The sequence below is a fragment of the Mycolicibacterium canariasense genome (assembly GCF_002101555.1).
GTDB lineage: Bacteria > Actinomycetota > Actinomycetes > Mycobacteriales > Mycobacteriaceae > Mycobacterium > Mycobacterium canariasense.
Genome location: NZ_LQOL01000080.1, coordinates 41,206 through 67,953, shown reverse-complemented (window position 1 = coordinate 67,953; position 26,748 = coordinate 41,206). Strand labels below are relative to the sequence as shown.

The window sequence follows — 26,748 nt, the reverse complement described above, 5'->3', positions numbered from 1 at the left end:
TCAGCGCAGTGCCGAAAGTCACCGACGACCATCTGACGGCGCGCCGGCGCCAGATTCTCGACGGTGCCCGGCGCTGTTTCGCGGAGTACGGATACGAGAAGGCGACCGTGCGGCGGCTCGAACACACCATCGGGCTGTCGCGCGGCGCCATCTTCCACCACTTCCGCGACAAGGACACGCTGTTCTTCGAACTGGCCCGCGAGGACGCCGAGCGGATGGCCGAGGTCGCCTCCCGCGAGGGCCTCATCCAGGTGATGCGCGACATGATCGCCGCACCGGAGCAGTTCGACTGGCTGGCCACCCGGCTGGAGATCGCGCGCAAGCTGCGCAACGATCCGGCCTTCCATGCCGGGTGGGCCGAGCGGTCGGCGGAACTGTCGGTTGCGACCAGCGAGCGGTTGCGACGGCAGAAGCAAGCCGGCCGGCTGCGCGATGACGTGCCCGGTTCGGTGCTGCAGAACTATCTGGACCTGGTGCTCGACGGGCTGGTGGCCCGGCTGGCATCCGGCGACACCACCGAAAACCTCAGCGCGGTCCTGGACCTCGTCGAGGAGTCGGTGCGCCAGCGCGGCTGATCAACCGATGCGCCGGTGATTGGGCCCACCGCGGCTGCGCATCGTGGTGCCGGATTCCCGCAACATGCTGTGCACGGACCCGTACGAGCGGCCGGTCATCGCCACCAGTGACCGGATGCTCGCGCCCCGCTCGTACGCGGTGCGCAGCTCGGTCAATACCTGGTCCCGGGACTTGCTGCTTTCGTTCATCAGACGTCTCCCCACTTCTGCGAATGCATCCCGCGGGTACACAGCCTAGGAAGCGGTCAAACCTGACGGGCCGAATTCGGGAAATGTGTTGCGAACTCAAGCAAGTTCGCGTGCCGCCGCAAACTCAGGCGAGTTCGATCAGGTCCCGATATTCGTCGGACCAGAAGTCCTCGGTGCCGTCCGGCAGCAACACCACCCGCTGCGGATCCAGCGCCTCGGCGGCGCCCGGATCGTGGGTCACCAACACCACTGCGCCCTCGTAGCTACGCAGCGCGTCGAGCACCTGCTCGCGGGAGGCCGGATCGAGGTTGTTGGTCGGTTCGTCGAGCAGCAACACATTGGCGGTCGAGGCCACCAGGCCGGCCAGCGCCAGGCGGGTCTTCTCGCCGCCGGACAGTGTCCCGGCCGGCTGGTCCAGCTGCGGACCGGTGAACATGAAGGCGCCCAACAGTCCTCGCAGATCCTGCTCGCCGGTGTCCGGTGCGGCGTGCCGGATGTTCTCCCAGACGCTCGCCCCGTTGTCCAGGGTGTCGTGTTCCTGGGCGAAGTAACCGATCTTCAACCCGTGACCGGGAACCAGGCCGCCCGCGTCGGGCGTCTCCACGCCGGCCAACAGCCGCAACAGCGTGGTCTTGCCCGCGCCGTTGAGCCCGAGCACCACCACGCGAGAGCCACGGTCGATGGCCAGGTCCACCCCGGTGAAGATCTCCAGCGACCCGTAGGTTTTCGTCAATCCCTTGGCAACCAAAGGTGTCTTGCCGCACGGTGCCGGTGTGGGGAACTTGATCCTGGCCACCTTGTCGGCCACCCGCTCGGCGTCGAGCTCGGCGATCATCCGCTCGGCGCGACGCAACATGTTCTGGGCCGCAACCGCTTTGGTGGCCTTGGCGCCCATCTTGGCGGCCTGGGCCCGCAGCGCACCGGCCTTCTTCTCGGCGTTGGCCCGCTCCCGGCGGCGACGCTGTTCGTCGGTGGCGCGCGCGTCGAGGTACTTCTGCCAGCCCATGTTGTAGATATCGGCCTCACCACGGACCGCGTCCAGGAACCACACCCGGTTGACGACATCGGCCAACAGGTCGACATCGTGGCTGATGACCACCAGACCGCCGGTGTGGTTCTGCAGGAAGGTGCGCAGCCAGCCGATCGAGTCGGCGTCGAGGTGGTTGGTGGGCTCGTCGAGCAGCAGGGTGGTGCCCGAGCCCGATCCCTCGGACGCGGCGAACAGGATGCGCGCCAATTCCACCCGGCGGCGCTGACCGCCGGACAGGGTGCGCAGCGGCTGGGTCAGCACCCGGTCCGGCAGGCCGAGGCTGGCACAGATCCGGCCGGCCTCGCTCTCGGCGGCATACCCGCCGAGCGCGGCGAAGCGTTCCTCGAGCTGGCCGTAACGGCGCACGGCCTTGTCCCGGGCGGCGTCGTCGGCGACCTCGGCCATCAACACCTGCTGCTTCTCCAGCTCCGACAGCAGGGTGTCCAGGCCGCGGGCCGACAACACCCGATCCCTGGCCAGCACCTCCAGGTCACCTTCGCGGGGATCCTGCGGCAGGTAACCGACGTCACTGGTGGTCTCGACCTTGCCGGCGTAGGGCTCGCCCTCGCCGGCCAGGATGCGCATGGTGGTGGTCTTGCCCGCGCCATTGCGCCCGACCAACCCGATCCGGTCGCCGGGCTGCACGCGCAGCGCGGCGCCCTCGATGGACAGCAGTGTGCGCGCCCCGGCGCGGACCTCCAGGTCCGTTGCGGTGATCACGCACCTACCTCCTCGTTCTCGCTATTTGTCGTCGGTGAACACGGCCGGCCGCTGCTCCGCGCGCGCAGCGACCGCTTCCTCGAAATTGGCGGTGAGCAGGCGCACGAACAGCTGGCCCAGTCCTTCGGCCTGCATATGCCCCTCGAGGCTGGCGGCGTCCAATCCACTCCACAGCGTTCGCTTGGTCAACTCGGTTCCGGGCCGGGAAAACGCCGCGATGCGCTGGGCAATTCCGTAGCAGTATGCCAGCAACTCGTCCTCGGCCACCACTCGCGAGACCAGCCCGATCCGTTCGGCCTCGGCCGCGTCGACATCACGACCGGTCAGCATGATCTCGAACGCCCGCGACGCGCCGATGGCTCGCGGCAGGAGGTACGACAGCCCCAGTTCGCTGGCCGTCAGCCCGTTGTTGATGCCCGCGGCCCGGAAGTATGCGCCCGTCGCAGCGACCCGGATATCGCAGGCCAGCGCCAGGCACAGGCCCCCGCCGATGGCGGCGCCGTTGACCGCGGCGATCACCGGCTGGTGCAGCCGGCGCAACGCCAGGATGACCTCGTCGAGCACCTCCATGGACCGCAACGCGAACGTCGGCCTGGTCAGCCCGGCCACGTGCGGCACCGAACCCGCCGACTTGTGGTCGGCACCTGAGGAGAAGCCGCGGCCGGCACCGGTCAGCACCACCACGCGGACGTCGTTGTCGAAGCGCAACTCATCCAACACCGCCCGCAGCGGGACCATGACGTCGAACGCCATCGAGTTCATCCGCTCCGGCCGGTTCAGCGTGACGAGTGCCACGCCCGGCTGCGGTCGGTCGACGAGGACGAAATCGCTGCGATCGGTCACACGTGCACGCTAGCGCGTGCCGTGCACGATCAGCCGCGTCAGCTCTGCTGCGACGCGATGGCCGCGTCGATATCGAACTCTTTGATCTTGGTGATCAGCTCGTCGAGTTGGGCCGGCGCCAGCGCACCGGACTGCCGGAACACCTGGTGGCCCTTCTTGAACGCCATCAGCGTCGGGATGGCCTGGATCTCGGCGGCCTGCGCCAGTTCCGGCTCCGCCTCCGTGTCGACCTTGGCGTGCACCACGTCGGGGTGCTTCTCGGCGGAGGCGCCGTAGGTCGGGGCGAAGGCGCGGCACGGACCACACCACGACGCCCAGAAGTCGACGATCACGATCTCGTTGTCGTCGAGGATGCCCTTGAATTCGGCTGCGGTGATGTCTTTAGTACCCACGATTTTCCTAACGCTTTCCTGTGACGGGTTGTTCCTAGTATGTGGGCTGCGCTGCCCCGGTTCAGGCCAACCGCGCCAGCGCTGTCTCGGCGTCGTATCCCGCGAAGTCGCCGAGGGTGTTGTCGCGCAACCGGTTCACCCACCCCGGGTCGGCCAACAGGGCACGGCCGATGGCGATGATGTCGAACTCCCCCGCTTCGAACTGTTCGGACAACCGGTCCACCGGCGCGGGCGGGATGCGACCGTCGTGTTTGACGCCTGGGCTGAACTCGGTAGCCAACCCCACCGACCCCACACCGATCACCGGTACCCCGGTGACCTTCTTGGTCCAGCCGGCCAGGCTGAGCTGTGACTCTTCGGGGAACGCCGGGACGTAGTGGCGCCGGGTGGACGGGTGCAGCACGTCGACTCCGGCGTCGACCAGGGGGCCGAGTACCAGCTCCAGCTCCGTCGCGGTGTCGGCCAACCGGGCGTCGTACGCATTGGCCTTCCACTGCGAGAACCTGAAGATGATCGGGTAATCGGGGCCGACGGCGGCGCGCACCGCGGCCACCACCTCGGCCGGGAAGCGGGTGCGGTCGGCGCCGTAGGCGTCGTTGCGCAGATTGGTCTTGTCCCAGAGGAACTCGTCGAGCAGGTAGCCGTGCGCTCCGTGTAGTTCGACGGCGTCGAAACCGACTGCCTTTGCGTTGCGGGCCGCGGTCGCGAAGGCCGCACGCACCTCGTCCAGCCCGGCGGCGTCCAGGGCGGTGCCCTTGCGCTCGCCGGTGCTGGTGATCCCGGACGGGCTGACGGCGCTCACCCCGTCGCTCTCGTCGCGTTCACCACCCTGGTGCCACAGCTGCGCCGCGATGGCCGAGCCCTCGGCGTGCACGGCCGCGGTCACGGCCTGCCAGCCGGACAGGCTGTCGGCGCCGTCGAGGGCGGGGATCTCCGACGGGAAACCGGCCGCGGGATGCGGGATGCGCACGCCCTCGGTGATGATCAACCCGACACCGCCGGCCGCCCGGCGCGCATAGTAGGCGGCCACGTCGGGACCGGGCACCCCGCCCGGCGAAGCCCGCCGGGTCATGGGGGCCATCGCGAACCGGTTGGGCAACGTCAGATTCTTGATACGCAGTGGATCGAACAGTTGGGCCATGCCAGGTCGCAACGGTCGCCGCGAGCAGGAGATTCCGTTTTTGTGACCCGAGATCGGAAGTCTCAGACGGTGAAGCCGAGCGCCCACAGTTGCTCGCGGCCGTCCTCGGTGGTCTTGTCCGGGGCTCCACACCCAGTTCAGCTTGATGGCCTTGACCAGGCGGGCACCCGGCGGGATCCGGGACGGTTCAGCGACGTTCGCCGAGCCCCGCTTCCCGGGCCCGGACGATCGCCTCCGACCGGTCGGCCACCTGCAGCTTGGCGAAGATGTTCGACACGTGGTTGGCCACCGTCTTCGGGGAGATGACCAGGCGCCTGGCGATGACCGCGTTTCCGTGACCGGCCGCTATCAGCTCGAGCACCTCGTTCTCGCGTTCGGTCAGTTGCGGGAAGGCGGCCGCCGCCACACCGTGCGGATGAGCGAAATAGTCGATGAGCCGGTGCGCGATCGCCGGACCGAAGATGGCCTCGCCGTGGGCCGCGGCCTGGATGGCGCGGACGATCTCGTCCTGTTCGGCGCCTTTCAGAAGGTAGCCGCGGGCGCCGGCCTGCATGGCCGCGAACACCGAGGTGTCGTCCTCGAACATGGTGAGGACCAGGATGGCGACGGTCGGGTTGGCGGCGACGATCCGGCGGGTCGCCTCGATACCGTCGGTTTCGGGCATCTGCAGATCCATCACCACCACGTCGGGCTCGAAAGACCGTGCCGCGGCCACGGCTTCGGCACCGGTGCTGGCCTCCGCGACGACCTCGATACCGGGGGCCACCGACAGCACGGTGCGCAGCCCGCTGCGCACCAGCGGATGGTCGTCGGCGATCACGACGCGCAGCGGGGGCTTGGTGGCGGTGTTCATCGTTCCCGCAACGGTAGTTTCGCGAGCACCCGGGTGCCACCTTCGGCACTGGCTTCCACCGAGAGGGTGCCGCCCAGCTCGCTCGCGCGTTCGCGCATCGACGCGAGCCCGACGCCGGGCATCCAGGTGGCGCCGGTGCCGACACCGTCGTCGACGACCTGAACCTCGAGGGCGCCGTTCATCGAGATGCGCAGCAGGCAGTGATTGGCGTTGGCGTGCCGGGCGACGTTGGTGACGGCCTCGGCACCGATGCGGTAGGCGGCCACCTCCACGGCGGCGGGCAACGGCGGCAGGTCGGCGGGGGCCTCCACGGTCACCCGTAGCCCGTCGACGCGCCCACTGCCCGCCCGCACGAACCCGGCCGCCTGTTCGCGCAGCGCGCGCACCAATCCCAGTTCGTCCAGAGCAGGCGGGCGAAGGTCGTACACCAGGCGCCGGATCCCCTCGATGGAGGCCTTGACCTCCGCCCGCAACTGGACCAGCAGTTCGTCGGCGGCGCCCACGTCGGTGCGCAGGACGTTGCGGGCGGCATCGATCTGCAGCGCCACCGCGGTCAGCGTCGGGCCCAGACCGTCGTGCAGATCGCGGCGGAATCGTCGCCGTTCCTCTTCCAGCGCGGCCACCAGCCGTTCACGCGAATCCTGCAGCGCCGCGGTCAGCGCGACGGCGTGCACGGCGACACCGGCCTGCCGGGCGACGTCGTCGAGGAGCCGGCGGTCGGCGGGCGTGAAGCCGTCGTCTCCGCTGCGGGCGGCCAGCGCCAGCGATCCGACCGGCGCGCCCTGATACTGCAGCGGCAATCGCAGGGCGATCGGTGCGTCATCCCCATAGGAGGCAACGATTTTCGGGGTGTCCGCGGTGTCGTTTCCCAGGATCCGATTCGGCACTTCGACGGCGACATAGGGCAGTTTGAGCACGTGACCGACCGTTTCGACCAGACGCGGCAGCACCTCGTCCGGGGCCAGCGTCGATTCCAGGCGCTGCCCGAGCTGGGACAACACCTCGTACGGTTCGTCGCGCGCGCCGTACAACAACCTGTTGGCGCCGCGCTGCAAGCGATACCGCAGCGGGTTGAACGCCGCGGCCACCACACCCGTGGCGATCAACGACGGGATCAGCCCGGTACTGGCCTGTAGGACGGCGCCCGTCGCGGCCACGATCCCGACATACATGGCGAGCACCAGGATCGTCAGCGCACCGTAGACGAGCGATCGTTTGAGGATGACGTCGATGTCGTACAACCGGTACTTGAGCACGGCCACCGTGATGGTGCAGATCAGCAGGGCCATGTGCAGCTTGAACGCCAGCCCGCTGGGGGTGCCGGGCGCGATATAGGACATCGCGATGGTGACCGGCAGGAAGACCGCCACCGACGCCAGCCACTTGAGCTGCAGCCGTTCCTCGCCCCGGGCTCGCCGGAACCGCAGGAGCAGGCTGACCACCCCGACGATGAGCACCAGATCCAGCGCGGTGTCGGCGATCCGGTGGGCGTCGGTCAGTACGTCACCCCAGGGCGCTATCCCCACCGGGTTGTCGACGGTGGCCAGGCTCGTGGCCTCGGCGACCATCGCGCCCGGGCGAAACATCTGGGCGATCAGCAGCACGGCGGTGGCCACGGCCGCCACGGCCAGGACCGGCGCCCAGCGCCGGGACAGCAGCCTGCCGTCGGGGAAGACCAGCAGCACCGCGGGGATGACACCGATGTAGAGCACCCAGGACCAATTCGACAGCCACAGCGCCCATTGGCCACCGGGCAGGTCGTGACCGGGTGTGAGCAGTGTGTAGACCGCGTATTCGCTACCCAGCGCCGTGGTGGCGGCCGCCAGGCTGGCTCCGCAGAACAGCCAGCCGAAGGGGTTGCGTGGCCGCTTGGTGACGATCAGCGCGCCGGCCGCGGCCCACGCGAAGGTCTGCAGCACCGTGGCCGTCCACAGTTCCGTCTTCAAGCCCGAGGTGTCGAGCGCGCGGTTCATCCAGTGCATGACCACCGTGACGGTGCCCAGCACCACGGCAAGCCCGGCCACTCCACAGGCCATCCGCACAGCACCGCGCCAGAACGTCATCGGTCCAGCATGAACCAATCGGCTCCCGTCGTCATGGGTGCACATTCCCGAACGTCCCGGGAATCGGTGCGCCGGGAAAACCTCCCGGCCGATCGGGTGCTCGCACCCGTGTCCCGAGGTGTCTGGGCGCGCCATGTTTGTCACATCAGCGACAGACCTTCGAAAGGAACGATCATGCGGACTCACCTGATCACCGCCGCCACGGCGGCCGCGCTCTTCACCGGTACCCTGGCGGCCTCGGCGCCGGCCGCGGCCGCGCCGTCCGGCCCGCCCAACGCCCAGGACACCGTCAATTCGTTGCGGGCCCAGGGGTACTCGGTGATCCTCAGCCGGACCGGGACGGCACCGTTGACCCAATGCCTGGTGCACGCCATCCGGCCGGGCCAGGAGGTCACCCGCAGCGACAGCAGCGGCCCCGGCGACACCTTCACCACCGTCGTCGTCTCGAAGTCGATCTACCTCGACGTCACGTGCTGAGCGCCCGCTCGGGTCAGACCGTGAAGCCGAGCGCCCGCAGCTGCTCGCGGCCGTCGTCGGTGATCTTGTCCGGGCCCCACGGCGGGTTCCACACCCAGTTCAGCTTGATGTCCTTGACCAGCCCCGCACCGATCAACGCGGTGCGGGTCTGGTCCTCGATCACATCGGTGAGCGGGCAGGCCGCCGAGGTCAGCGTCATGTCGATCAGCGCGACCTTGCCGGCCTCCCCCTCTTCCAGGTTCAGCCCGTACACCAGCCCGAGGTCCACGACGTTGATGCCGAGCTCGGGATCGACCACATCCCGCATGGCCTCTTCGACGTCGGCCAACAGCAGCTCTTCGCTCTGGGCTTCACTCATCGTTTCTCCTCCATGTCATCGCTCGCCTCGGCGAGCGCATCATGTTCTGGCTTGGCGTCGGCCAGGGCGGCCTTGAAAGCCATCCAGCCCAGCAGTGCGCATTTCACCCGGGCCGGATAGCGGGATACCCCGGCGAACGCGATGCCATCGCCCAACACATCCTCGTCGCCCTCGACGTTGCCACGTGAGGAGATCATCTCCGTGAACGCCGCGACCGTCTTGAGCGCGTCACCGACGGACCTGCCGATCACCTGGTCGGTGAGCACCGAGGTGGAGGCCTGGCTGATGGAACAGCCCTGCCCGTCGTAGGAGATGTCGTCGACGGTCTCGCCGTCCTCGGACAGCCGCACCCGCAGCGTCACCTCGTCACCGCACGTCGGGTTGACGTGGTGCACCTGTGCGCCGTACGGCTCGCGCAGGCCGCGATGGTGCGGATGCTTGTAGTGGTCCAGGATGACTTCCTGGTACATCTGCTCCAGTCTCACGCAAAGAACTCCACGCCACGTTTCACACCCGCTACCAGGCGATCCACCTCGTCGAGCGTGTTGTACACCGCGAACGAGGCCCGCGCGGTCGCGGCGATGCCGAACCGGCGGTGCAGCGGCCAGGCGCAGTGATGCCCCACCCGCACGGCCACACCCTCGTCGTCCAGGACCTGCCCGATGTCGTGGGCGTGCACCCCGTCGACGACGAAGCTCACCGGCGAACCGCGGTGTTCCAGCGTGGCGGGACCGATGATGCGCACTCCGGGGATGCTGCCCAGCCCGTCGAGCGCCGCGGCCACCAGTTCGTTCTCGTGCGCTTGCACCGCGGGCATGCCCAGGGCGCCGAGATAGCGTGCGGCGGCGGCCAATCCGACCACCTGCGAGGTCATCGGCGTGCCCGCCTCGAACCGCTGCGGGGCGGGGGCGTAGGTGGTGGCCGCCATGGTGACGGTCTCGATCATCGAGCCGCCGGTGAGGAACGGCGGCATCGCGCTCAGCAGGTCACGCCGGCCGTACAGCACACCGATGCCGGTGGGACCCAGCATCTTGTGCCCGGAGAAGGCCGCATAGTCGACGTCCAGGGCGTGGAAGTCCACCGGCTGGTGCGGCACGGACTGGCAGGCGTCCAAAACCGTGAGTGCGCCGACGGATCGAGCCCGTCGGACGATCTCGGCCACCGGGGCCACCGCCCCCGTGACGTTCGAATGATGGCTGAAGGCAACAACTTTGACGCGTTCGTCGAGTTCCAGCGAATCCAGGTCGATACGCCCGTCATCGGTGACGCCATACCAGCGCAGGGTCGCCCCCGTCCGCTGCGCCAACTCCTGCCACGGAATCAGGTTGGCGTGGTGCTCCAGCTCGGTGGTGACGATGACGTCCCCTGGCCCGACCGCGCGGTCGAACCGCCGGTCCCCCAGCGTGTACGCCACCAGGTTCAGCGATTCGGTGGCGTTCTTGGTGAACACCAGCTCGTCGTCGGCGGCGCCGACGAAGGCCGCGATATCGGCGCGACCCTGCTCATAGGCGTCGGTCGACTCCTCCATCAGCTGATGCGCGCCGCGGTGCACCGCGCCGTTGGAGGTGGTCAGGAACTCACGTTCGGCGTCGAGCACCTGCACCGGTTTCTGCGATGTCGCGCCGGAATCCAGATAGGCCAACCGTTTCCCGCCGCGCATCACCCGGCTCAGGATCGGGAAGTCCGCCCGGATCCCCGTGATGTCGAGTTCCACCGAAGCGGTCATGGCTAAGCCCCGGCGTGTGCCTGATCGGCGGCCTGGGTGAAGCGCTCGTATCCGTTCTCTTCGAGCTCGTCGGCCAGCTCCGGGCCGCCGGAGGTGACGATGCGTCCGTCGAAGAAGACGTGCACGAACTGCGGCTTGATGTAACGCAGGATGCGGGTGTAGTGCGTGATCAGCAGGACACCGCCGTTCTCGGTCTCCTTGTAGCGGTTCACACCCTCACTCACGATGCGCAGCGCGTCGACGTCCAGACCGGAGTCGGTCTCGTCCAGGATGGCGATCTTCGGCTTGAGCAGGCCCAGCTGCAGGATCTCGTGGCGCTTCTTCTCGCCACCGGAGAAACCCTCGTTGACGCTGCGCTCGCCGAACGCCGGGTCGATGTCCAGATCCGACATGGCGGCCTTGACCTCTTTGACCCAGTGCCGCAGCTTGGGCGCCTCGCCGCGTACGGCGGTCGCGGCGGTGCGCAGGAAGTTCGACATCGACACACCGGGCACCTCGACCGGGTACTGCATGGCCAGGAACAGCCCCGCGCGGGCGCGTTCGTCGATGCTCATCTCCAGGACGTCCGCACCGTCGAGGGTGATCGACCCCGACGTGACGGTGTATTTGGGATGCCCGGCGATGGCGTAGGACAGCGTCGACTTGCCAGAACCGTTGGGGCCCATCACCGCGTGCGTCTCCCCGGATTTCACGGTGAGGTTGACGCCCTTGAGGATCGGGATCTCCTCCCCGTCCGGTGCGTTGACGCTGACGTGCAGGTCGGTGATGGTGAGGGTGGTCATGAGCGGATCTTTCCTTCGGTCAGTTCAAGTTCGTGTTCGATGGCTGCGGTGAGGCGGTCCCGGACCGCGGGCACGGAGATCTTGCCGATCAGTTCGCCGAAGAAGCCGCGCACCACCAGACGCCGGGCCTGGTCCTCCGGGATACCGCGGGCCCGCAGGTAGAACAGCTGCTCGTCGTCGAAGCGCCCGGTGGCGCTGGCGTGCCCGGCGCCGACGATCTCGCCGGTCTCGATCTCCAGATTGGGTACCGAATCCGCGCGGGCGCCGTCGGTCAGCACCAGGTTGCGGTTCACCTCGTAGGTGTCGGTCCCGGTGGCCTCGGCGCGGATCAGCACGTCGCCGACCCAGACGGTGTGGGTGTCGGGTTTGTCGGTGGACGGATCGCCTTGTAGCGCACCCTTGTACGTGACGTGCGACCGACAGTTGGGTTGGGCGTGGTCGACCAGCAGCCGCGACTCCAGGTGCTGGCCGTCGTCGGCGAAGTACACGCCGAGCAGTTCGGCGTCGCCACCGGGTGCGTCGAACCGTACCCGCCCGGTCAGCCGCGTGATCTCGGCACCGAGGGTCACGTTGAAGTGCCGGAACACCGCGTCCTTGCCGAGCGCGGCGTGATGCATGGTGACGTGCACGGCGTCGTCGGCCCAGTCGGCGATGGACACCACCTTGAGCTGCGCGGCGTCGCCGAGCACGAATTCGACGTTGTCGGCATAGGTTCCGCTGCCGCGGTGGTCGATGACCACCACCGCCTCACCCAGCTCCTCGACGCGGATCTGCAGGTGTCCGTAGGCGGTCGCGCCCGCGCCGGGCCCGCTGACGGTGATCTCGATGGGCTCGTCCACCACGGTGTTGCGCCCGACGGTCACGACGGTCGCCCGCGAGAACGACGAGAACGCTTGGGCGGCAACCCGATCCGCGGGCACCCCGCCCTGGCCGAGCCGTTCGTCGCCGCGCTGGACGCTCTCGACGGTCACGCCGGGACGCTCGGTGACCTCGATCAGCGCGGAGCCCGTCGCGGGCGCCGAGCCGTCGTGCAGGCCGCGAAGGCGCTTCAGCGGGGTGAACCGCCACAACTCGTCGCGACCGGCGGGCACCTCGAACGCGTCGACGTCGAACGAGGCGAACTGCTCGCCCTTGTTGGCGTTCAGCGCCGAGCCGGACTTGCGGCCACCTTCGACCGCGGTTGTCAGATCACTCACTAGCCGACCGCGCCTTCCATCTGGAGTTCGATCAGCCGGTTGAGTTCGAGCGCGTACTCCATCGGGAGTTCCTTGGCGATCGGCTCGACGAACCCACGCACCACCATGGCCATCGCCTCGTCCTCGGTCATCCCGCGACTCATCAGGTAGAACAGCTGATCCTCGGAGACCTTCGACACGGTGGCCTCGTGGCCCATCGTGACGTCATCCTCGCGGATGTCGACATACGGGTAGGTGTCGCTGCGGCTGATCGTATCGACCAGCAGCGCATCGCATTTCACACTCGACTTGGATCCGTATGCGCCCTTGTTGACCTGAACCAGCCCGCGGTAGGAGGCGCGGCCACCACCGCGCGCCACCGACTTGGACACGATGTTGCTCGAGGTGTGCGGGGCCAGGTGCAGCATCTTGGCGCCGGTGTCCTGGTGCTGCCCCTCGCCGGCGAACGCCACCGAGAGCACCTCGCCCTTGGCGTATTCGCCGGTCATCCACACGGCCGGGTACTTCATCGTCACCTTGGAGCCGATATTGCCGTCGACCCACTCCATGGTGGCGCCGGCCTCGGCGCGGGCCCGCTTGGTGACCAGGTTGTAGACATTGTTCGACCAGTTCTGGATGGTCGTGTACCGCACCCGGGCGCCGGGCTTGACCACGATCTCGACGACGGCCGAGTGCAGCGAGTCGGACTTGTAGATCGGCGCCGTGCAGCCCTCGACGTAGTGCACGTAGGAACCCTCGTCGGCGATGATCAGGGTGCGCTCGAACTGGCCCATGTTCTCGGTGTTGATCCGGAAGTAGGCCTGCAGCGGGATGTCGACGTGCACGCCCGGCGGCACATAGATGAACGAACCGCCCGACCACACCGCGGTGTTCAGCGCGGAGAACTTGTTGTCCCCGGCCGGGATCACGGTGCCGAAGTACTTCTTGAACAGCTCGGGATGCTCGCGCAGACCGGAGTCGGTGTCCAGGAAGATGACGCCCTGGGCCTCGAGATCCTCCCGGATCGAGTGGTAGACGACCTCGGACTCGTACTGGGCGGCGACACCGGAGACCAGGCGCTGCTTCTCCGCCTCCGGGATGCCGAGCTTGTCGTAGGTGTTCTTGATGTCGGCGGGCAGGTCGTCCCAGGTGGCAGCCTGCTTCTCGCTGGAGCGCACGAAGTACTTGATGTTGTCGAAGTAGATGCCGTCCAGGTCGGAACCCCAGTTGGGCATCGGCTTCTTGTCGAAGGTGCGCAACGCCCGCAGCCGGATGTCCAGCATCCATTCGGGCTCGCTCTTCTTCGCCGAGATGTCGCGCACGACGGCCTCGTTCAGGCCACGCTGGGCACTGGCGCCGGCGACGTCGGAGTCCGACCAGCCATAGCCGTACTTACCCAGGGACGCAATGGTCTCTTCCTGGGTCAGCGGGGTCTCCGGGGTGAGGGTCATCGCGACACTCCTTGTGTGGTGGTGGATTCGGCTCGGGCTGCGGGCCGAACGGACGTGGGCCCTTCGGGCCCCAATGGAACGTGGGTGGTGCAGGCGCAGTCGCCGTTGACGATGGTGGCCAGCCGTTGCACGTGGGTACCCAGGATCTCGGCGAAGGCCTGCCGCTCGGCATCGCACAACTCCGGGAACTCCTCGGCGACATGCGAGACCGGGCAGTGATGCTGACAGATCTGCACGCCGTGCAGCGGCCCGGCCACCGGTGTGGTGGTGGTCCGGTACCCGGCCTTGGTGAGCGCGGCGGCCACCCGGTCGGCGGTCTCGGCCACGTCGGTGTGCGGGGCGTTCACCACCTCGGCGAGGATGCCGTCGATGCGGCGCCGGGCGAACGTGTGCACCGCCTCGTCACCGCCGATCTCGCGCAACTGCCGCATGGCGGCGGCGGCCAGGTCGTCATAGGCGTGGTCGAGTTTGGCACGCCCGGCGGCGGTGATCCGGTACCGCTTGGCGGGCCGCCCGCGGCCGTTGTGCTGCCACGCCGCGGCCGCACTGGCCTGGGCGTCGCCGGCTTCGATCAAGGCGTCGAGGTGACGACGCACGCCGGTGGCCGAGATGCCCAGCCGCTCGCCGATGTCGCCGGCGGTGACGGGACCTTCGAGCAGCAACTGCACGATGGCGCTGCGCGTATCGCCTTCGGGGGTGTGACCATCCGACAGCGCCGCGGGCACGGCCGTAGCCACGCCAGAGACCTCCGGATTTAATTTCACAACACTATTGTGTCGGAATTCGACCCGCTGTTCCAGCAAGGGCACCCTAACTCTGTAAGGGCTCACCGCGCCACCGTCTACGCTGCTGGGATGACCGCGCTCGGGTCCTTCAGTTCGGCGGTCGCCCGATGGCATGCCGACGAGCGAACCGTCGGCTCCCCGCTCAACGACGCGGAAGTCCTCGCGCTGCGTCGGACCAGGGTCTTCGGGGCGACCGGCACCGTCCTCATGGCCATCGGCGCCCTCGGGGCCGGCGCCCGGCCGGTGGTGCAGGATCCGACGTTCGGGGTGCGCCTGCTGAACCTGCCGTCGCGCATCCAGACGGTGTCGCTGACCATGACCACCACCGGCGCGGTGATGATGACGCTGGCGTGGCTCATGCTCGGCCGCTTCGCGCTGGGGCCGCGCCGGATGTCGCGCAGCCAGCTGGACCGCACCCTGCTGTTGTGGGCGCTGCCGTTGCTCATCGCCCCGCCGATGTACAGCAAGGACGTGTACTCGTATCTGGCGCAGAGCCAGATCGCCCGCATCGGGCTGGACCCGTACAAGATCGGTCCCGCGCCGGGGCTCGGGCTGGACCACGTGTTCACGTTGTCGGTGCCCAGCCTGTGGCGCGAAACCCCGGCGCCCTACGGTCCGCTGTTCCTGTGGATCGGGCGCGGCATCTCCGCGCTCACCGGCGAGAACATCGTCGCCGCGGTGCTCTGCCACCGGCTGGTGGTGCTGCTCGGGGTCGGGCTGATCGTCTGGGCCACCCCCCGGCTGGCGCAGCGCTGCGGTGTGGCCGAGGTGAGCGCGCTGTGGCTGGGCCCGTGCAACCCGCTGCTGTTCATGCATCTGGTGGCCGGCATCCACAACGAGGCACCGATGCTCGGATTGATGCTCGCCGGAACCGAATTCGCGCTGCGCGGGATCGACGGGGTGCGGGCCGGTGTCTGGCGCATCGCCCCCAAACCCCTGGGCATGTTGGTCTTCGGCACCGTACTGATCGCCCTGTCCTCACAGATCAAGCTGCCGTCGTTGCTGGCCATCGGGTTCGTCGCGATGGCACTGGCGTGGCGCTGGGGCGGCACCGTCAAGGCGTTCCTGGCGGCCAGTTGCTCGCTGGGCGCCATCTCGTTGATCGTCATGGCGGTGATCGGCTGGGCCAGCGGGCTGGGATTCGGCTGGCTGTTCACCCTGGGCACCGCCAACGTGGTGCGGTCCTGGATGTCCCCGCCGACGCTGATCGCGCTGGGCACCGGGCAGGTGGGCATCCTGCTGGGGCTGGGCGACCACACCACCGCCGTGCTCGGCCTGACCCGCGGCATCGGTGTGATCATCATCGCAATCCTGGTGACCTGGCTGTTGTTGGCCGTGTTCCGGGGCCGGCTGCATCCCGTCGGCGGTCTCGGGGTGGCCCTCGGCGCCACGGTGCTGCTCTTCCCGGTGGTGCAGCCGTGGTACCTGCTGTGGGCCATCATCCCGCTGGCGACCTGGGCCACCCGGCCCGGATTCCGCGGCGCGACCATCGCGATCACGCTGGTGGTGGGCATCTTCGGCCCGACCGCCAACGGCGACCGGTTTGCGCTCTTCCAGATTCTGGACGCCACCCTCGCCAGCACCGTGATCGTGCTGCTGCTGATCGCACTGACCTGGCGCCAACTGCCGTGGCGTGCCCTGCCCGGCGCACCCGCGGTCAGGTCCGCCGCTTACGCTGAATCCCCGTGACCACCGCTTCTGCCGCCACCCCGGTGCGCCTGCGCGGCGTGACCAAGCGTTACGGGTCCACCACCGCGGTGTCCGAGCTGGACCTCGACGTCCACCGCGCCGAGGTGCTGGCCCTGCTGGGTCCCAACGGCGCGGGCAAGACCACGACGGTGGAGATGTGCGAGGGATTCCTGCGGCCCGATGCCGGCAGCATCGAGATCCTGGGCCTGGATCCGGCCGCCGAGAACAGCCGGGTGCGCGAGCGCATCGGGGTGATGCTCCAAGGTGGCGGCGGTTATCCCGCGGCCCGGGCCGGCGAGATGCTCGACCTGGTCGCCTCCTACGCCGCCAACCCGCTGGATCCGCGCTGGCTGATGGACACCCTCGGACTGACCGACGCCGCCCGCACCACCTACCGCCGGCTCTCCGGCGGGCAGCAGCAACGCCTGGCGTTGGCCTGCGCCGTGGTGGGCCGCCCGGAACTGGTGTTCCTCGACGAGCCGACCGCCGGAATGGACGCGCACGCCCGCATCGTGGTGTGGGAGCTGATCGACGCGCTGCGCCGCGACGGTGTCACGGTCGTGCTGACCACCCATCAGCTGACCGAGGCCGAGGAACTGGCCGACCGGCTGGTGATCATCGACCACGGCAAGACCGTCGCCGCCGGCACCCCGGCCGAGCTGATGCGCAGTGGCGCGGAGAATCAGCTGCGGTTCAGCGCACCGCCCAAACTGGACCTCACGCTGCTGGTGTCGGCCCTGCCCGAGACCTACCGCGCCTGCGAGGGGGCGCCCGGGGAGTACCTGGTGGAGGGTCACATCGATCCGCAGGTGCTGGCGACGGTCACCGCGTGGTGCGCCCGGCTCAACGTGCTGGCCACCGATATGCGCGTCGAACAGCGCAGCCTCGAGGACGTCTTCCTCGACCTGACCGGCCGGGAGCTCCGTTCGTGACCAACCGTTTCGCCGCAGGCACCTTCTCCCCCGACCCGCGCCCGGCGGGCGTGCGCCAGATGCTCACCGCCCAGTACGGCCTGGAACTCAAGCTGTTGTTGCGCAACGGTGAGCAGCTGCTGCTGACCATGTTCATCCCGATCACCCTGCTCGTCGGGCTGACGCTGATGCCGCTGGGCTCGTTCGGCACCGACCGGGCGGCCACCTTCGCACCCGCGATCATGGCGCTGGCCGTCATCTCCACGGCGTTCACCGGCCAGGCCATCGCGGTGGCCTTCGACCGTCGCTACGGCGCCCTCAAACGCCTCGGGGCCACGGCCCTCCCGGTGTGGGGCATCATCGCCGGCAAATCGCTGGCCGTGGTCACCGTGGTGTTCCTGCAGTCGATCCTGTTGGGCGCCATCGGTATTGCGTTGGGCTGGCGGCCCGCGGTGCTGGGCCTGCTGCTCGGCGCGGTGGTCATCGCGCTGGGCACCGCGTCGTTCGCCGCGCTGGGCCTGCTGCTCGGCGGCACCCTGAAAGCCGAGATCGTGCTGGCGGTGGGCAACCTGCTGTGGTTCGTCTTCGCCGGCCTGGGCGCCCTGACCCTCGAGGGTGGCCTGGTGCCGCACACCGTCGCCTGGATCGCCCGGCTCACCCCGTCGGGCGCGCTCACCGAGGCGCTCACCCAGGCGATGACGCTGTCGGTGGACTGGTTCGGCATCATCGTGCTGGCGGTGTGGGGCGGTGTCGCCGCACTGTGCGCGCTGCGCTGGTTCCGCTTCACCTAGACCGTCATGGCCCGGTCGTTGACGACGGTCGCCGGCGTGGACGCCTACCGCGGCGGCTGGGTGGGCGTGGTCCTGAACGACGGCGCCTACGCCGGTATCCATATCGCCGAGCGGCTGGCCGAGTTGGTGGCGCGGATCGGCACCGCCACGGCGATCGGGGTGGACATCCCGCTGGGGTTGATGGAATCCGGGCCGCGCGGCACCGATACGGCCGCCCGCGCGCTGCTCGGCCGGCGACGGTCCACCATCTTCGAGATCGCGCCGCGGCCGTGCTGGGAACAACCCCATCACGCCGCGGCCAGCGCACTGAGCCGGCGCCTGATGGGCAAGGGCATGAGCATCCAGTCGTGGGGACTGAAGGCCAAGCTGCTGGACGCGAACGCGCTGTACGACGGGTCCGGTGCACCGCTGTGGGAGGTGCACCCGGAACTGTCGTTCCAGCAGATGGGCCTGCAGTTCGCCGACGGCACGAAGAAGACCTGGCGGGGGCAGCGGGCCCGGCTGCGGGTGCTGGCCGCGCACGGTATCGACCTGCCCGAGGATCTCGGCACGGCGGCGTATGTCCCGGCCGACGACGTCCTGGACGCGGCGGCGGTGGCGTGGAGCGCCACCCGGATCGCGGCCGGTCGGGCCTACAGCGTGCCCGACCCGCCGCGGGTCAACGAGCGCGGGCAACGCGTCGCCATCTGGTGTTGAGCGGCCCCTACTACGGCGTGTAGTTAGCATTGCTCTACGATCGGGCCGTGGCACTGCGTCGGTGGTTTCTCAAGGTCGTCGACCTGCTGCCCATGCCAAGCCTGCGCGTCCAGCGGCTCATCGCGTTCCTGGTCATCCTCACCCAGGGCGGTATCTCGGTCACCGGGGCGATCGTCCGGGTGACCGCCTCCGGGCTGGGCTGCCCGACCTGGCCGCAGTGCTTCCCCGGCAGTTTCGTGCCGGTGCCGCATGCCGAGGTGGCCATCGTGCATCAGGCCGTCGAGTTCACCAATCGGCTGTTCACCTTCGGCGTGGTGGCGACCGCCGCGCTGGCCGTGCTCGCGGTGACCCGGGCCCGGCGCCGCCGCGAGGTGCTGGTGTACGCCTGGCTGATGCCGGCCTCGACCGTCGCCCAGGCGGTGATGGGCGGTATCACCGTGCTCACCGGCCTGCTGTGGTGGACGGTGGCCATCCACCTGCTGGCGTCGATGGTCATGGTGTGGCTGGCGGTGCTGCTCTACGTCAAGATCGGTGAACCCGATACCGGGGTGGTCACCGAACTGGTGGCGAAACCCTTGCGCCAGTTGACCTTCGTGTCCGCGGTGGTGCTGTCCGGCATCCTCGTCACCGGCACGCTGGTGACCGGCGCCGGCCCGCACGCCGGTGACAAGAGCCTGGACCGGGTGGTGCCCCGGTTGGAGGTGCAGATCACCACCCTGGTGCACGTCCATTCGTCATTGCTGGTGGCCTACCTGGCGCTGCTGATCGGCCTGGGTTTCGGCCTGCTGGCCGTGAGCGCGCCGCGGGCGGTGCGCATCCGCTGGGTGGTGCTGGTGGTGCTGGTGGCCACCCAGGGCATGATCGGCGCCGTGCAGTTCTACACCGGTGTTCCCGCGGCACTGGTCGCGGTACACGTGGCATTCGCCGCGGCCTGCACCGCCGCCACCGCCGCGCTATGGGCCTCGATGCGACCCATCACGACGGGACAGGGGTCCCAGCCCCAGCCGCTCCAGGGCTGACTCGACGCCCACCGCGAAATCCCGTTCGGCACGCGCCTTCTCCGCGGCGCCGAGCTGCCGGAACCCCAGTGACGGCTCGATCAGTTCGAGTTCCAGCAGCCGGGGATCGTCGGCGCCGGTGCCGAGCACGTCGACGCGGGCGTACAGCAGGTCCTCGCGGCGCATCCCGAATCGCCGCACCACCGACACCACCGCCTCGTGCCCCAGGTCCCACAACGCGTCGTCGGGATCCGCGGCCGACAGCGTCTCGGCCGCGAACGTGCCGGTTTCCTCGAATACCGGCGCGCTGCCCGGCGGCGGCAGCAGCGGGCCCTTGGTGAACGCGTGCGACGGCTCCCCGTTCAGGAACACCAGCGCCGTCTCCCCCGCCGCGACCCGCCGGTCGAACGGCTGTACCAGCACCGGCCGGCCTTGGGCCTGCAATGACTGGGCGTGCGCGCGGGCCGCGGTGGCGTCGGCGAACCGCTGCGCCCCGGCCGAGCCGGCTCCGACCGCCGGTTTCACCACCACCTCACCGGCGGGAATCTCGACGGCCTCGTCGACGCCGACGTAGGCGGTCGGGACGACGGGCACGCCGTCGGCCCGCAGGTCCAGCAGGTAGTGCTTGTCGGCGCTCCAGGCCACCAGCTCGGGCGGGTTGAGCAGATGCCGCACCCGCCGGCTCCAGGCCAGGAACTCGTCCAGGCGGTCGGCGTAATCCCATGCCGCGCGCAGAATCACGACATCGGCCTGCAGTGTCGCCGGGTCGTCCCAGGATTTCCACTGCACGTGCAGGCCGCGGTGGCGCAGGGCGGTGACGAGTCCGTCGTCGTCGCCGTCACCCTGGGGCAGGGCCGCGCAACCGGCGAAAACGATGCGCGGGTGGAACACGTCGGGGCGAGCCAACTTCACCAGTGGATGATAGGTGGCATGCATGCCATCGAAGTTGCCGAGACCGGAGGACCGGAGGTCCTCACCTACGTCGAGAGGCCCGATCCGGTCGCGGGTCCGGGTCAGGTGGTGATCAAGGCCGAGGCCATCGGGGTGAACTTCATCGACACCTATTTCCGGTCGGGGCTCTACCCACGCGAGTTGCCGTTCGTGCTGGGCACCGAGGTGTGCGGCACCGTCGCGGCCGTCGGCGAAGATGTCGCGGCGCTGGCCATCGGCGACCGGGTGGTCACCGCCGATGCCGACGGCGCCTACGCCGACTACTGCGTGGCCCAGAGCGATCGGGTGGCCTACGTGCCCGACGGAGTGGCGCCCGAGTCGGTGGCCTCGGCCCTGCTGAAAGGCATGACGGCGCACTATCTGATCAAGTCGGTCTACGCGGTGCAGCCCTCGGACACCATCCTGGTGCATGCCGGTGCGGGCGGGGTCGGGCTGATTCTCACCCAGTGGGCCACCAGCACGGGCACCCGGGTGATCACCACGGCGTCGACGCCGGAGAAGGCGGCACTGTCGCGGATGGCCGGCGCGATCGAGGTGCTCGACTACCCGGACGATCCGGCCGAGTTCGGTGCCGCGATCCGTGACCTGACCGCCGGGGCCGGGGTTGCCGCGGTGTACGACGGCGTCGGCGCCTCCACCTTCGACGCCAGCCTGGCCAGCCTCGCGGTGCGCGGCACCCTGGCGTTGTTCGGCGCGGCCAGCGGCCCGGTGCCACCGGTGGACCCGCAGCGGCTCAACGCGGCCGGCTCGGTGTTCCTGACCCGCCCGAAGCTGGGCGACTTCACCCGTACCGCCGACGAATTCGCTTGGCGGGCAGGTGAACTGCTCAGCGCGATCGCCGACGGTTCGATCTCGGTGACGGTCAGCGAGCGCTACCCGCTGGCCGAGGCGGCCCGCGCGCACATCGACCTGCAGGGCCGCAAGACGGTCGGCTCGATCGTGCTGGTGCCCTGAGCGTCTTCGAGACTGAAGCCAGGGATCGATTCGGCCCGGAATCTCGTCCCTGGTTTCAGTCTCGGTGCCGGTCAGGCAGCGCGGCGTCGGCGCTGAGCCAGCGCGGCGGCCACCCTGGCGACGATGTCGTCCGCGCTGTCCTCGGCGATCACCCGGATGACGATCCAGTCGAGTGCCTGCAATTCGCGCTCGATGCGCCGGTCACGCACATACTGACCGCGTTCGGTCTGATGATGCCTGCCGTCGTACTGCACCGCGACCTTCAGCGACCGCCAACCCATGTCGACCTTCGCGATCATCCGGGTGCCCGCGAACACCTCGATCTGGGTGTCCTCCGGCGCCAGCCCGGCATCGGTGAGCAACAATCGCAGCCAGGTCTCACGGGGCGATTCCGCACCGCCGTCGGCCAGCGCCAACGCGGTCCGCAGCGAGCGGGCCCCGCGGCAGGCGGGATACCGGGCGATCAACGGCGCGACGTCGTCGACGGTGACCCGCCACGTCTACGACAACGCGTCCATCCGCGCCACCGCCTCGTCACGCGGGAGGTGCCTGCCCAGATCGAACAGGGTCCGTGCCCGGGTGGTGACGGGCACGCCACCGAAGGTCGTCACCTCGTCGCGCGAGTACGCTTCGTTGCGCAGGATCAACCCCGTCGGCGGATGTGTGTTGCGCCAGAGCATTTCGATCGCGGTGTCGGTCGGCACCCACCGCGCACCGAGCAATCCGGACGCCGCGACGCCGGAGACGACACCGCGCCGCCCCGACCACAACCAGGCGGCCCTGGCGCGGTCGAGCAATGTCGGGCTGTCCGGCCCGTACACGTCGGGGAACAGTCGTCGGTAACGACGCCGCAGGTCATAGCGGGTCACCCGGCCTGCGGCCAGCTCCTCACTGCCGATGAAAACCCCCACCCGCGGATGGTGGCACGGCGCACCGACACGCCCACCGAGACTGAAGCCAGGGATCGATCCGGCCCGGAATCCGTCCCTGGTTTCAGTCTCGGTGTCAGCGAACGGGCGCCGCCGCCGGGAACGTCCAGGACCCGTCCAGGATCTCCGGCCGGGGCCGGTACAGCCGCACCAGGTAGTTCCAGCCCGCGGTGATCGGCAGCACGTTGGGCGCACCGTCGCCGCCGAACTGGACGGTGACGGCACCGTCGGCGTCCGCGACGGCTGTGACATTGTTCACCGAATACGTGTTTTGCGGGTTCGGCTCCAGATAGCCCTCTTCGTTGTACACGGTGACCGACCAGAAGCCGTCCACCGGAACGTCTTTCACGGTCAGCCGGTGCACTGTGGCACCGTCGTTGGCCGGCGGGATCACCGTGAGGTACAGCGCATCGCGTTCGGGGTTACCGCCCCACGCGAAGGCCGTGCCGATCAGGTGATGCACCGGGTCCACCTCGTCCCGGGCGCCGAAGGTCCGCGTCGAGTCGGTCAGCGTCGTCGACAGCGTGATCAACGCGTCGCGCACGGTCTTCTGCGTCACCGGATCCCAGTCCGGGATCTCGAAGCGGCCCGGCTCCGGCTGGGTCACCTCGATGGCGTCCTGCAGGGCGTGCACGGCGGGCAGATCCGCGGCCTCGTTCGGGTCGACGAGGGTGCGCGCGGCGGCCAGCACGTACCGGGTGCCCACCACATCGCGCGACAGGATGACCACGGCCGGCGCGTAGGCCACCTCCACGGTGTAGTGGTCCTCGTTGATGATCTGCACCGACATGAACCGGCCGGCGCTGTCCGGCAGGGTGATCGTCACGTCGCCGGCGTCCAGGTCGAAGACGGCCGCCGAGTACAGGGTGTCGCGGTTCTGCCGGATCACCACCTGGTCGTCCACCGGGGAGAGCTCGCGAAAATGCAGGAACTGCCCGAAACCGCCGCCGGCCGCGATGCGTGAGAAGTAGCCGTCCGATTCGGCACGGGCGAAGTTGTCGGGGCTGACCAGTCGGCTCATGCCGAGGAATCTAGCGCCCCAGCAAGGTCGGCAGGGCCAGCGCGGAGTCGATGGCCAGCGCGCAGAACACCACGGCCAAATAGTTGTTGGACTGCAGGAACAACCGCAGCGGCTTCACCGGCTCGCCGCGCTTCACGCCGGCGTACAGCTGGTGTGCCATCACCAGGAACCACACCCCGGCCAGCAGCGCCACCGACGCGTACAGCCAGCCGGTGGCCAGGGTCAGCGCCAGCGTCGTGAGCACCGTCAGCCAGGTGTAGATCAGGATCTGGCGGGTCACCTGCCGTTCGGTGGCCACCGCCGGCAGCATCGGCACCCCGGCCGCCTTGTAGTCGTCCTTGTAGCGCATGGCCAGCGCCCAGGTGTGCGGCGGCGTCCAGAAGAAGATGATCGCGAACATCACCAGCGCCGGCCATCCGATGGTGCCGGTCACCGCCGACCAGCCGATCATCACCGGCATGCAGCCGGCGGCTCCGCCCCACACCACGTTCTGCGATGTGCGCCGCTTGAGCAGCAGCGTGTACACGAAGACGTAGAACGCGATGGTGACCAGGCCCAGCACGCCGGAGAGCAGGTTGGTGGTCCACCACAACCAGGCGAAGGAGCCGGCCGAGAGCACCAGACCGAAGATCAGCGCGTGCCGGGTCGGGACCGAGGCACGGGCCAGCGGCCGCAGCGCGGTCCGCTTCATCACCTTGTCGATATCGGCGTCGGCGACACAGTTGAGGGTGTTGGCGCCGGCGGCAGCCATCATGCCGCCGATCAACGTGTTGACGATCAGCAGCGGATCGACGGTGCCGCGGTCGGCCAGCAACATGGCCGGGATCGCCGTCACCAGCAACAGCTCGATCACGCGCGGCTTGGTCAGTGCCAGATAAGCCAAAAACGTCGAACGGATCCGACTGGGTGCTGCGCTAGCTGACCGGCGCTCGCGAATGCTCACGCAAATAACTCCTCGGGCAGCGTCACGCGGGCTTCTACTACAGACGATGGTAGACCGCGGGTCTGTGAGCCCGACACCGCAGGGTCAATTCCGGTGAACGGAGAAGTAAACGTGCACCAACCGGTCTGCCGCGGATGAGTCGCTCCTACTAGGGTGTTTTAGAGGAACAAGCAGCTGATCTCGCAGACGCTAGGAGCACGCGTAGTGACCACCACCGAGGAGATTTCCGCCCTCACCCGCCCCAACCACCCGGACGACTGGACGGACCTCGACTCACTCGCCGTCGACACCGTGCGCGTTCTGGCGGCCGACGCGGTGCAGAAGGTCGGTAACGGCCATCCGGGCACCGCAATGAGCTTGGCCCCGCTGGCCTACACGCTGTTCCAGCGCCAACTGCGCCATGACCCCAGCGACGTGCACTGGCTGGGCCGGGACCGGTTCGTGCTGTCCTGCGGGCACTCCAGCCTGACGCTGTACCTGCAGCTGTACCTGGGCGGTTTCGGCCTGGAGCTCGACGACATCGAGTCGCTGCGGACGTGGAAGTCCAAGACCCCCGGGCATCCGGAGTTCCGGCACACCAAGGGTGTGGAGATCACCACCGGACCGCTGGGCCAGGGTCTGGCATCGGCCGTCGGCATGGCGATGGCCGCCCGGTACGAGCGTGGCCTGTTCGACCCCGACGCCGCGCCCGGCACCAGCCCGTTCGACCACTTCATCTACGTGATCGCCTCCGACGGTGACATCGAGGAAGGCGTCACCAGCGAGGCCTCCTCACTGGCGGGCACCCAGCAGCTCGGCAACCTCATCGTCTTCTACGACAAGAACCACATCTCCATCGAGCACGACACCGATATCGCGCTCAGCGAGGACGTAGCGGCCCGCTACCGTGCCTACGGCTGGCATGTCCAGGAGGTCGAGGGCGGCGAGAACGTCGCCGGAATCGAAGCGGCCATCGAGGAGGCCAAGAAGGTCACCGACAAGCCGTCCTTCATCGCGCTGCGGACCATCATCGGCTACCCGGCGCCCACCAAGATGAACACCGGCGGCGTGCACGGGTCGGCCCTGGGCGACGACGAGGTAGCCGCCACCAAGAAGGTGCTGGGCTTCGACCCGGACAAGAAGTTCGAGGTGCGCCCCGAGGTCATCGAGCACACCCGCAAGCTGGTCGACCGCGGCCGGGAAGCCCACCAGAAATGGCAGACCGGTTTCGACGCCTGGGCCGAGCGTGAGCCCGAGCGCAAGAAGCTGCTGGACCGGCTGCTGGCCCAGGAACTGCCCGAGGGCTGGGATGCCGACCTGACCTACTGGGAGCCGGGCTCCAAGCCGCTGGCCACCCGCGCCGCGTTCGGCAAGGTGCTCAACGACGTCGCGCCGAAGTTGCCCGAATTGTGGGGTGGCTCAGCCGATCTCGCCGGCAGCAACAACACCACGATCAACGGCGTGAAGTCGTTCGGCCCGCCGTCGATCTCGACATCGGACTACACCGCCGACTGGTATGGCCGCGTGCTGCACTTCGGTATCCGCGAGCATGCGATGGGCTCGATCCTGTCCGGCATCGTGTTGCACGGCCCGACGCGCGCGTTCGGCGGAACGTTCCTGCAGTTCTCCGATTACATGCGCCCGGCGGTCCGGTTGGCGTCCCTGATGGACATCGACACCATCTACATCTGGACCCACGACTCGATCGGCCTCGGTGAGGACGGCCCCACCCATCAGCCGATCGAGCACCTGGCCGCGCTGCGCGCCATCCCGAATCTCTCGGTGGTGCGTCCCGGTGACCCGAACGAGACCGCCTACGCCTGGCGCAGCATCATCGCCCGCGGCAACGGGAGCGGCCCGGTCGGTTTCATCCTGACCCGACAGGGCATCCCAGTGCTGGAGGGCACCGACTCCGACGGGGTGGCCCGGGGTGGCTACGTGCTCGGCGGCGGCAATCCCGCCGACGACGCCGACGTGATCATCATCGCGACCGGCTCCGAGCTGCAGTTGGCGGTCGAGGCACGGAAGCTGTTGGCCGAGAAGGACATCGTCGCCTACGTGGTGTCGATGCCGTGTGTGGAGTGGTTCGAATCCCAGCCCAAGGAGTACCGCGACTCGGTGCTCCCGCCGGACGTCTCGGCACGTGTCGCGGTCGAGGCCGGGATCGCGCAGCCGTGGCACAAGCTGGTCGGCGACACCGGCGAGATCATCTCGATCGAGCATTACGGCGAGTCGGCAGATGACAAGACGCTGTTCCGCGAGTTCGGCTTCACCGCTGAGGCCGTCGTCGCCGCCGCAGAACGCTCACTCGAAAACTAGGTAAAGG

Annotated in this window: 26 protein-coding genes and 2 pseudogenes; 9 read left to right on the top strand and 19 right to left on the bottom strand. The window is 68.7% G+C overall.

The features are described 5' to 3' along the window. Nucleotides 1-8 precede the first annotated feature (8 nt). Nucleotides 9-575 (top strand): TetR/AcrR family transcriptional regulator, encoded by a 567-nt coding sequence (locus AWB94_RS27450; RefSeq protein WP_062655503.1) that lies wholly within the window; start codon nt 9-11, stop codon nt 573-575. Here AWB94_RS27450 and AWB94_RS27445 read toward each other — a convergent pair whose 3' ends face one another. The 8 genes and pseudogenes from AWB94_RS27445 to AWB94_RS27415 all read right to left on the bottom strand — a co-directional run bounded on the left by AWB94_RS27445 (nt 576) and on the right by AWB94_RS27415 (nt 7,806). Beyond that, nucleotides 576-764: a helix-turn-helix domain-containing protein gene (locus AWB94_RS27445; protein WP_024453933.1), complete on the bottom strand. Its 189-nt coding sequence runs from the start codon at nt 762-764 to the stop codon at nt 576-578. A 124-nt stretch (nt 765-888) separates the two neighbouring features. Further along, complete coding sequence (locus tag AWB94_RS27440; protein ID WP_062655504.1) at nt 889-2,514, bottom strand: ABC-F family ATP-binding cassette domain-containing protein; 1,626 nt, start codon at nt 2,512-2,514, stop codon at nt 889-891. A gap of 21 nt (nt 2,515-2,535) precedes the next feature. Beyond that, nucleotides 2,536-3,357 (bottom strand): enoyl-CoA hydratase, encoded by an 822-nt coding sequence (locus AWB94_RS27435; protein ID WP_062655505.1) that lies wholly within the window; start codon nt 3,355-3,357, stop codon nt 2,536-2,538. Nucleotides 3,358-3,395: 38 nt separating this feature from the next. After that, nucleotides 3,396-3,749, bottom strand: a complete 354-nt coding sequence (gene trxA / locus AWB94_RS27430) for a thioredoxin (RefSeq protein ID WP_062655506.1) — start codon at nt 3,747-3,749, stop codon at nt 3,396-3,398. 61 nt (nt 3,750-3,810) lie between these two features. Next, nucleotides 3,811-4,890: an oxidoreductase gene (locus AWB94_RS27425; RefSeq protein WP_062655507.1), complete on the bottom strand. Its 1,080-nt coding sequence runs from the start codon at nt 4,888-4,890 to the stop codon at nt 3,811-3,813. A gap of 62 nt (nt 4,891-4,952) precedes the next feature. After that, nucleotides 4,953-5,058: pseudogene (locus AWB94_RS34345) on the bottom strand (metal-sulfur cluster assembly factor); the annotation flags it as partial. Between the two features lie 19 nt (nt 5,059-5,077). Then, nucleotides 5,078-5,743, bottom strand: coding sequence for a response regulator (locus AWB94_RS27420; protein WP_062655508.1), 666 nt, complete (start codon nt 5,741-5,743; stop codon nt 5,078-5,080). Further along, nucleotides 5,740-7,806 carry a GAF domain-containing sensor histidine kinase gene (locus tag AWB94_RS27415; protein WP_062655509.1) on the bottom strand — a complete coding sequence of 689 codons (2,067 nt, stop codon included), beginning with the start codon at nt 7,804-7,806 and terminating at the stop codon, nt 5,740-5,742. The genes AWB94_RS27420 and AWB94_RS27415 overlap by 4 nt, the downstream gene beginning before the upstream one ends. Nucleotides 7,807-7,980: 174 nt before the next feature. On the opposite strand from AWB94_RS27415, the gene AWB94_RS27410 reads away from it, so the two are divergent. Then, the gene (locus tag AWB94_RS27410) at nt 7,981-8,283 is read left to right on the top strand and encodes a hypothetical protein (RefSeq protein ID WP_062655510.1); all 303 of its coding nucleotides are present in this window, start codon (nt 7,981-7,983) and stop codon (nt 8,281-8,283) included. 13 nt (nt 8,284-8,296) lie between these two features. On the opposite strand, the gene AWB94_RS27405 is transcribed toward AWB94_RS27410, so the two are convergent. From AWB94_RS27405 to AWB94_RS27375, 7 genes are read right to left on the bottom strand one after another with little or no spacing between them, the layout of a single operon-like run. Then, the gene (locus AWB94_RS27405; protein WP_062655511.1) at nt 8,297-8,641 is read right to left on the bottom strand and encodes a metal-sulfur cluster assembly factor; all 345 of its coding nucleotides are present in this window, start codon (nt 8,639-8,641) and stop codon (nt 8,297-8,299) included. Next, a complete protein-coding gene (sufU, locus tag AWB94_RS27400) occupies nt 8,638-9,126 on the bottom strand; it encodes a Fe-S cluster assembly sulfur transfer protein SufU (RefSeq protein ID WP_062655512.1) in 489 nt (162 codons plus the stop codon). The genes AWB94_RS27405 and sufU overlap by 4 nt, the downstream gene beginning before the upstream one ends. Further along, nucleotides 9,123-10,367, bottom strand: coding sequence for a cysteine desulfurase (locus tag AWB94_RS27395; RefSeq protein ID WP_062655513.1), 1,245 nt, complete (start codon nt 10,365-10,367; stop codon nt 9,123-9,125). Before AWB94_RS27395 ends, sufU begins: the two co-directional genes overlap by 4 nt. 2 nt (nt 10,368-10,369) lie before the next feature. Further along, nucleotides 10,370-11,149, bottom strand: coding sequence for a Fe-S cluster assembly ATPase SufC (gene sufC / locus AWB94_RS27390; RefSeq protein WP_062655514.1), 780 nt, complete (start codon nt 11,147-11,149; stop codon nt 10,370-10,372). Continuing rightward, nucleotides 11,146-12,345 (bottom strand): Fe-S cluster assembly protein SufD, encoded by a 1,200-nt coding sequence (gene sufD / locus AWB94_RS27385; RefSeq protein WP_062655515.1) that lies wholly within the window; start codon nt 12,343-12,345, stop codon nt 11,146-11,148. Before sufD ends, sufC begins: the two co-directional genes overlap by 4 nt. Then, nucleotides 12,345-13,775, bottom strand: coding sequence for a Fe-S cluster assembly protein SufB (gene sufB / locus AWB94_RS27380; RefSeq protein ID WP_062655516.1), 1,431 nt, complete (start codon nt 13,773-13,775; stop codon nt 12,345-12,347). Before sufB ends, sufD begins: the two co-directional genes overlap by 1 nt. Further along, nucleotides 13,772-14,578: a helix-turn-helix transcriptional regulator gene (locus AWB94_RS27375; RefSeq protein WP_272937619.1), complete on the bottom strand. Its 807-nt coding sequence runs from the start codon at nt 14,576-14,578 to the stop codon at nt 13,772-13,774. Before AWB94_RS27375 ends, sufB begins: the two co-directional genes overlap by 4 nt. 51 nt (nt 14,579-14,629) lie before the next feature. On the opposite strand from AWB94_RS27375, the gene mptB reads away from it, so the two are divergent. From mptB to AWB94_RS27350, 5 genes are read left to right on the top strand one after another with little or no spacing between them, the layout of a single operon-like run. Then, nucleotides 14,630-16,249, top strand: a complete 1,620-nt coding sequence (gene mptB / locus AWB94_RS27370) for a polyprenol phosphomannose-dependent alpha 1,6 mannosyltransferase MptB (RefSeq protein ID WP_062655517.1) — start codon at nt 14,630-14,632, stop codon at nt 16,247-16,249. Continuing rightward, nucleotides 16,246-17,181: an ABC transporter ATP-binding protein gene (locus AWB94_RS27365; RefSeq protein WP_062655518.1), complete on the top strand. Its 936-nt coding sequence runs from the start codon at nt 16,246-16,248 to the stop codon at nt 17,179-17,181. The genes mptB and AWB94_RS27365 overlap by 4 nt, the downstream gene beginning before the upstream one ends. After that, complete coding sequence (locus AWB94_RS27360) at nt 17,178-17,951, top strand: ABC transporter permease (protein ID WP_062655519.1); 774 nt, start codon at nt 17,178-17,180, stop codon at nt 17,949-17,951. The genes AWB94_RS27365 and AWB94_RS27360 overlap by 4 nt, the downstream gene beginning before the upstream one ends. A 6-nt stretch (nt 17,952-17,957) precedes the next feature. Next, the gene (locus AWB94_RS27355; protein ID WP_062655520.1) at nt 17,958-18,647 is read left to right on the top strand and encodes a DUF429 domain-containing protein; all 690 of its coding nucleotides are present in this window, start codon (nt 17,958-17,960) and stop codon (nt 18,645-18,647) included. A gap of 47 nt (nt 18,648-18,694) precedes the next feature. Beyond that, nucleotides 18,695-19,666, top strand: coding sequence for a COX15/CtaA family protein (locus tag AWB94_RS27350; protein ID WP_062655521.1), 972 nt, complete (start codon nt 18,695-18,697; stop codon nt 19,664-19,666). Here the strand turns inward: AWB94_RS27350 and AWB94_RS27345 are convergent. Further along, on the bottom strand, nt 19,601-20,557 hold the full coding sequence (locus tag AWB94_RS27345) for an ATP-grasp domain-containing protein (protein WP_062655590.1): 957 nt from the start codon (nt 20,555-20,557) through the stop codon (nt 19,601-19,603). The two genes, AWB94_RS27350 and AWB94_RS27345, sit on opposite strands and share 66 nt — an antisense overlap. An 18-nt stretch (nt 20,558-20,575) precedes the next feature. Between AWB94_RS27345 and AWB94_RS27340 the strand changes: the two genes are divergently transcribed. After that, nucleotides 20,576-21,550 carry a quinone oxidoreductase family protein gene (locus AWB94_RS27340; RefSeq protein WP_062655522.1) on the top strand — a complete coding sequence of 325 codons (975 nt, stop codon included), beginning with the start codon at nt 20,576-20,578 and terminating at the stop codon, nt 21,548-21,550. A 71-nt stretch (nt 21,551-21,621) separates the two neighbouring features. On the opposite strand, the pseudogene AWB94_RS27335 reads toward AWB94_RS27340, so the two are convergent. The 3 genes and pseudogenes from AWB94_RS27335 to AWB94_RS27325 all read right to left on the bottom strand — a co-directional run bounded on the left by AWB94_RS27335 (nt 21,622) and on the right by AWB94_RS27325 (nt 24,443). After that, nucleotides 21,622-22,461 (bottom strand): annotated as a pseudogene (locus AWB94_RS27335) (hypothetical protein). A gap of 94 nt (nt 22,462-22,555) precedes the next feature. Then, nucleotides 22,556-23,500 (bottom strand): DUF1254 domain-containing protein, encoded by a 945-nt coding sequence (locus AWB94_RS27330; protein WP_062655523.1) that lies wholly within the window; start codon nt 23,498-23,500, stop codon nt 22,556-22,558. 10 nt (nt 23,501-23,510) lie between these two features. Continuing rightward, nucleotides 23,511-24,443, bottom strand: coding sequence for a heme o synthase (locus tag AWB94_RS27325; protein ID WP_062655524.1), 933 nt, complete (start codon nt 24,441-24,443; stop codon nt 23,511-23,513). 204 nt (nt 24,444-24,647) lie between these two features. Between AWB94_RS27325 and tkt the strand changes: the two genes are divergently transcribed. Continuing rightward, nucleotides 24,648-26,741: a transketolase gene (gene tkt / locus AWB94_RS27320; protein ID WP_062655525.1), complete on the top strand. Its 2,094-nt coding sequence runs from the start codon at nt 24,648-24,650 to the stop codon at nt 26,739-26,741. The last annotated feature ends 7 nt before the right edge of the window (nt 26,742-26,748 follow it).

Bases quoted from the DNA above. Each gene is read 5' to 3' on its own strand.
- sufC (WP_062655514.1), bottom strand. From the start codon at position 11,149: ATGACCACCCTCACCATCACCGACCTGCACGTCAGCGTCAACGCACCG.
- AWB94_RS27420 (WP_062655508.1), bottom strand. From the start codon at position 5,743: ATGAACACCGCCACCAAGCCCCCGCTGCGCGTCGTGATCGCCGACGAC.
- mptB (WP_062655517.1), top strand. From the start codon at position 14,630: ATGACCGCGCTCGGGTCCTTCAGTTCGGCGGTCGCCCGATGGCATGCC.
- AWB94_RS27445 (WP_024453933.1), bottom strand. From the start codon at position 764: ATGAACGAAAGCAGCAAGTCCCGGGACCAGGTATTGACCGAGCTGCGC.
- AWB94_RS27410 (WP_062655510.1), top strand. From the start codon at position 7,981: ATGCGGACTCACCTGATCACCGCCGCCACGGCGGCCGCGCTCTTCACC.
- AWB94_RS27405 (WP_062655511.1), bottom strand. From the start codon at position 8,641: ATGAGTGAAGCCCAGAGCGAAGAGCTGCTGTTGGCCGACGTCGAAGAG.
- sufB (WP_062655516.1), bottom strand. From the start codon at position 13,775: ATGACCCTCACCCCGGAGACCCCGCTGACCCAGGAAGAGACCATTGCG.
- AWB94_RS27415 (WP_062655509.1), bottom strand. From the start codon at position 7,806: ATGACGTTCTGGCGCGGTGCTGTGCGGATGGCCTGTGGAGTGGCCGGG.
- AWB94_RS27425 (WP_062655507.1), bottom strand. From the start codon at position 4,890: ATGGCCCAACTGTTCGATCCACTGCGTATCAAGAATCTGACGTTGCCC.
- AWB94_RS27355 (WP_062655520.1), top strand. From the start codon at position 17,958: ATGGCCCGGTCGTTGACGACGGTCGCCGGCGTGGACGCCTACCGCGGC.
- AWB94_RS27330 (WP_062655523.1), bottom strand. From the start codon at position 23,500: ATGAGCCGACTGGTCAGCCCCGACAACTTCGCCCGTGCCGAATCGGAC.
- AWB94_RS27340 (WP_062655522.1), top strand. From the start codon at position 20,576: ATGCATGCCATCGAAGTTGCCGAGACCGGAGGACCGGAGGTCCTCACC.
- AWB94_RS27395 (WP_062655513.1), bottom strand. From the start codon at position 10,367: ATGACCGCTTCGGTGGAACTCGACATCACGGGGATCCGGGCGGACTTC.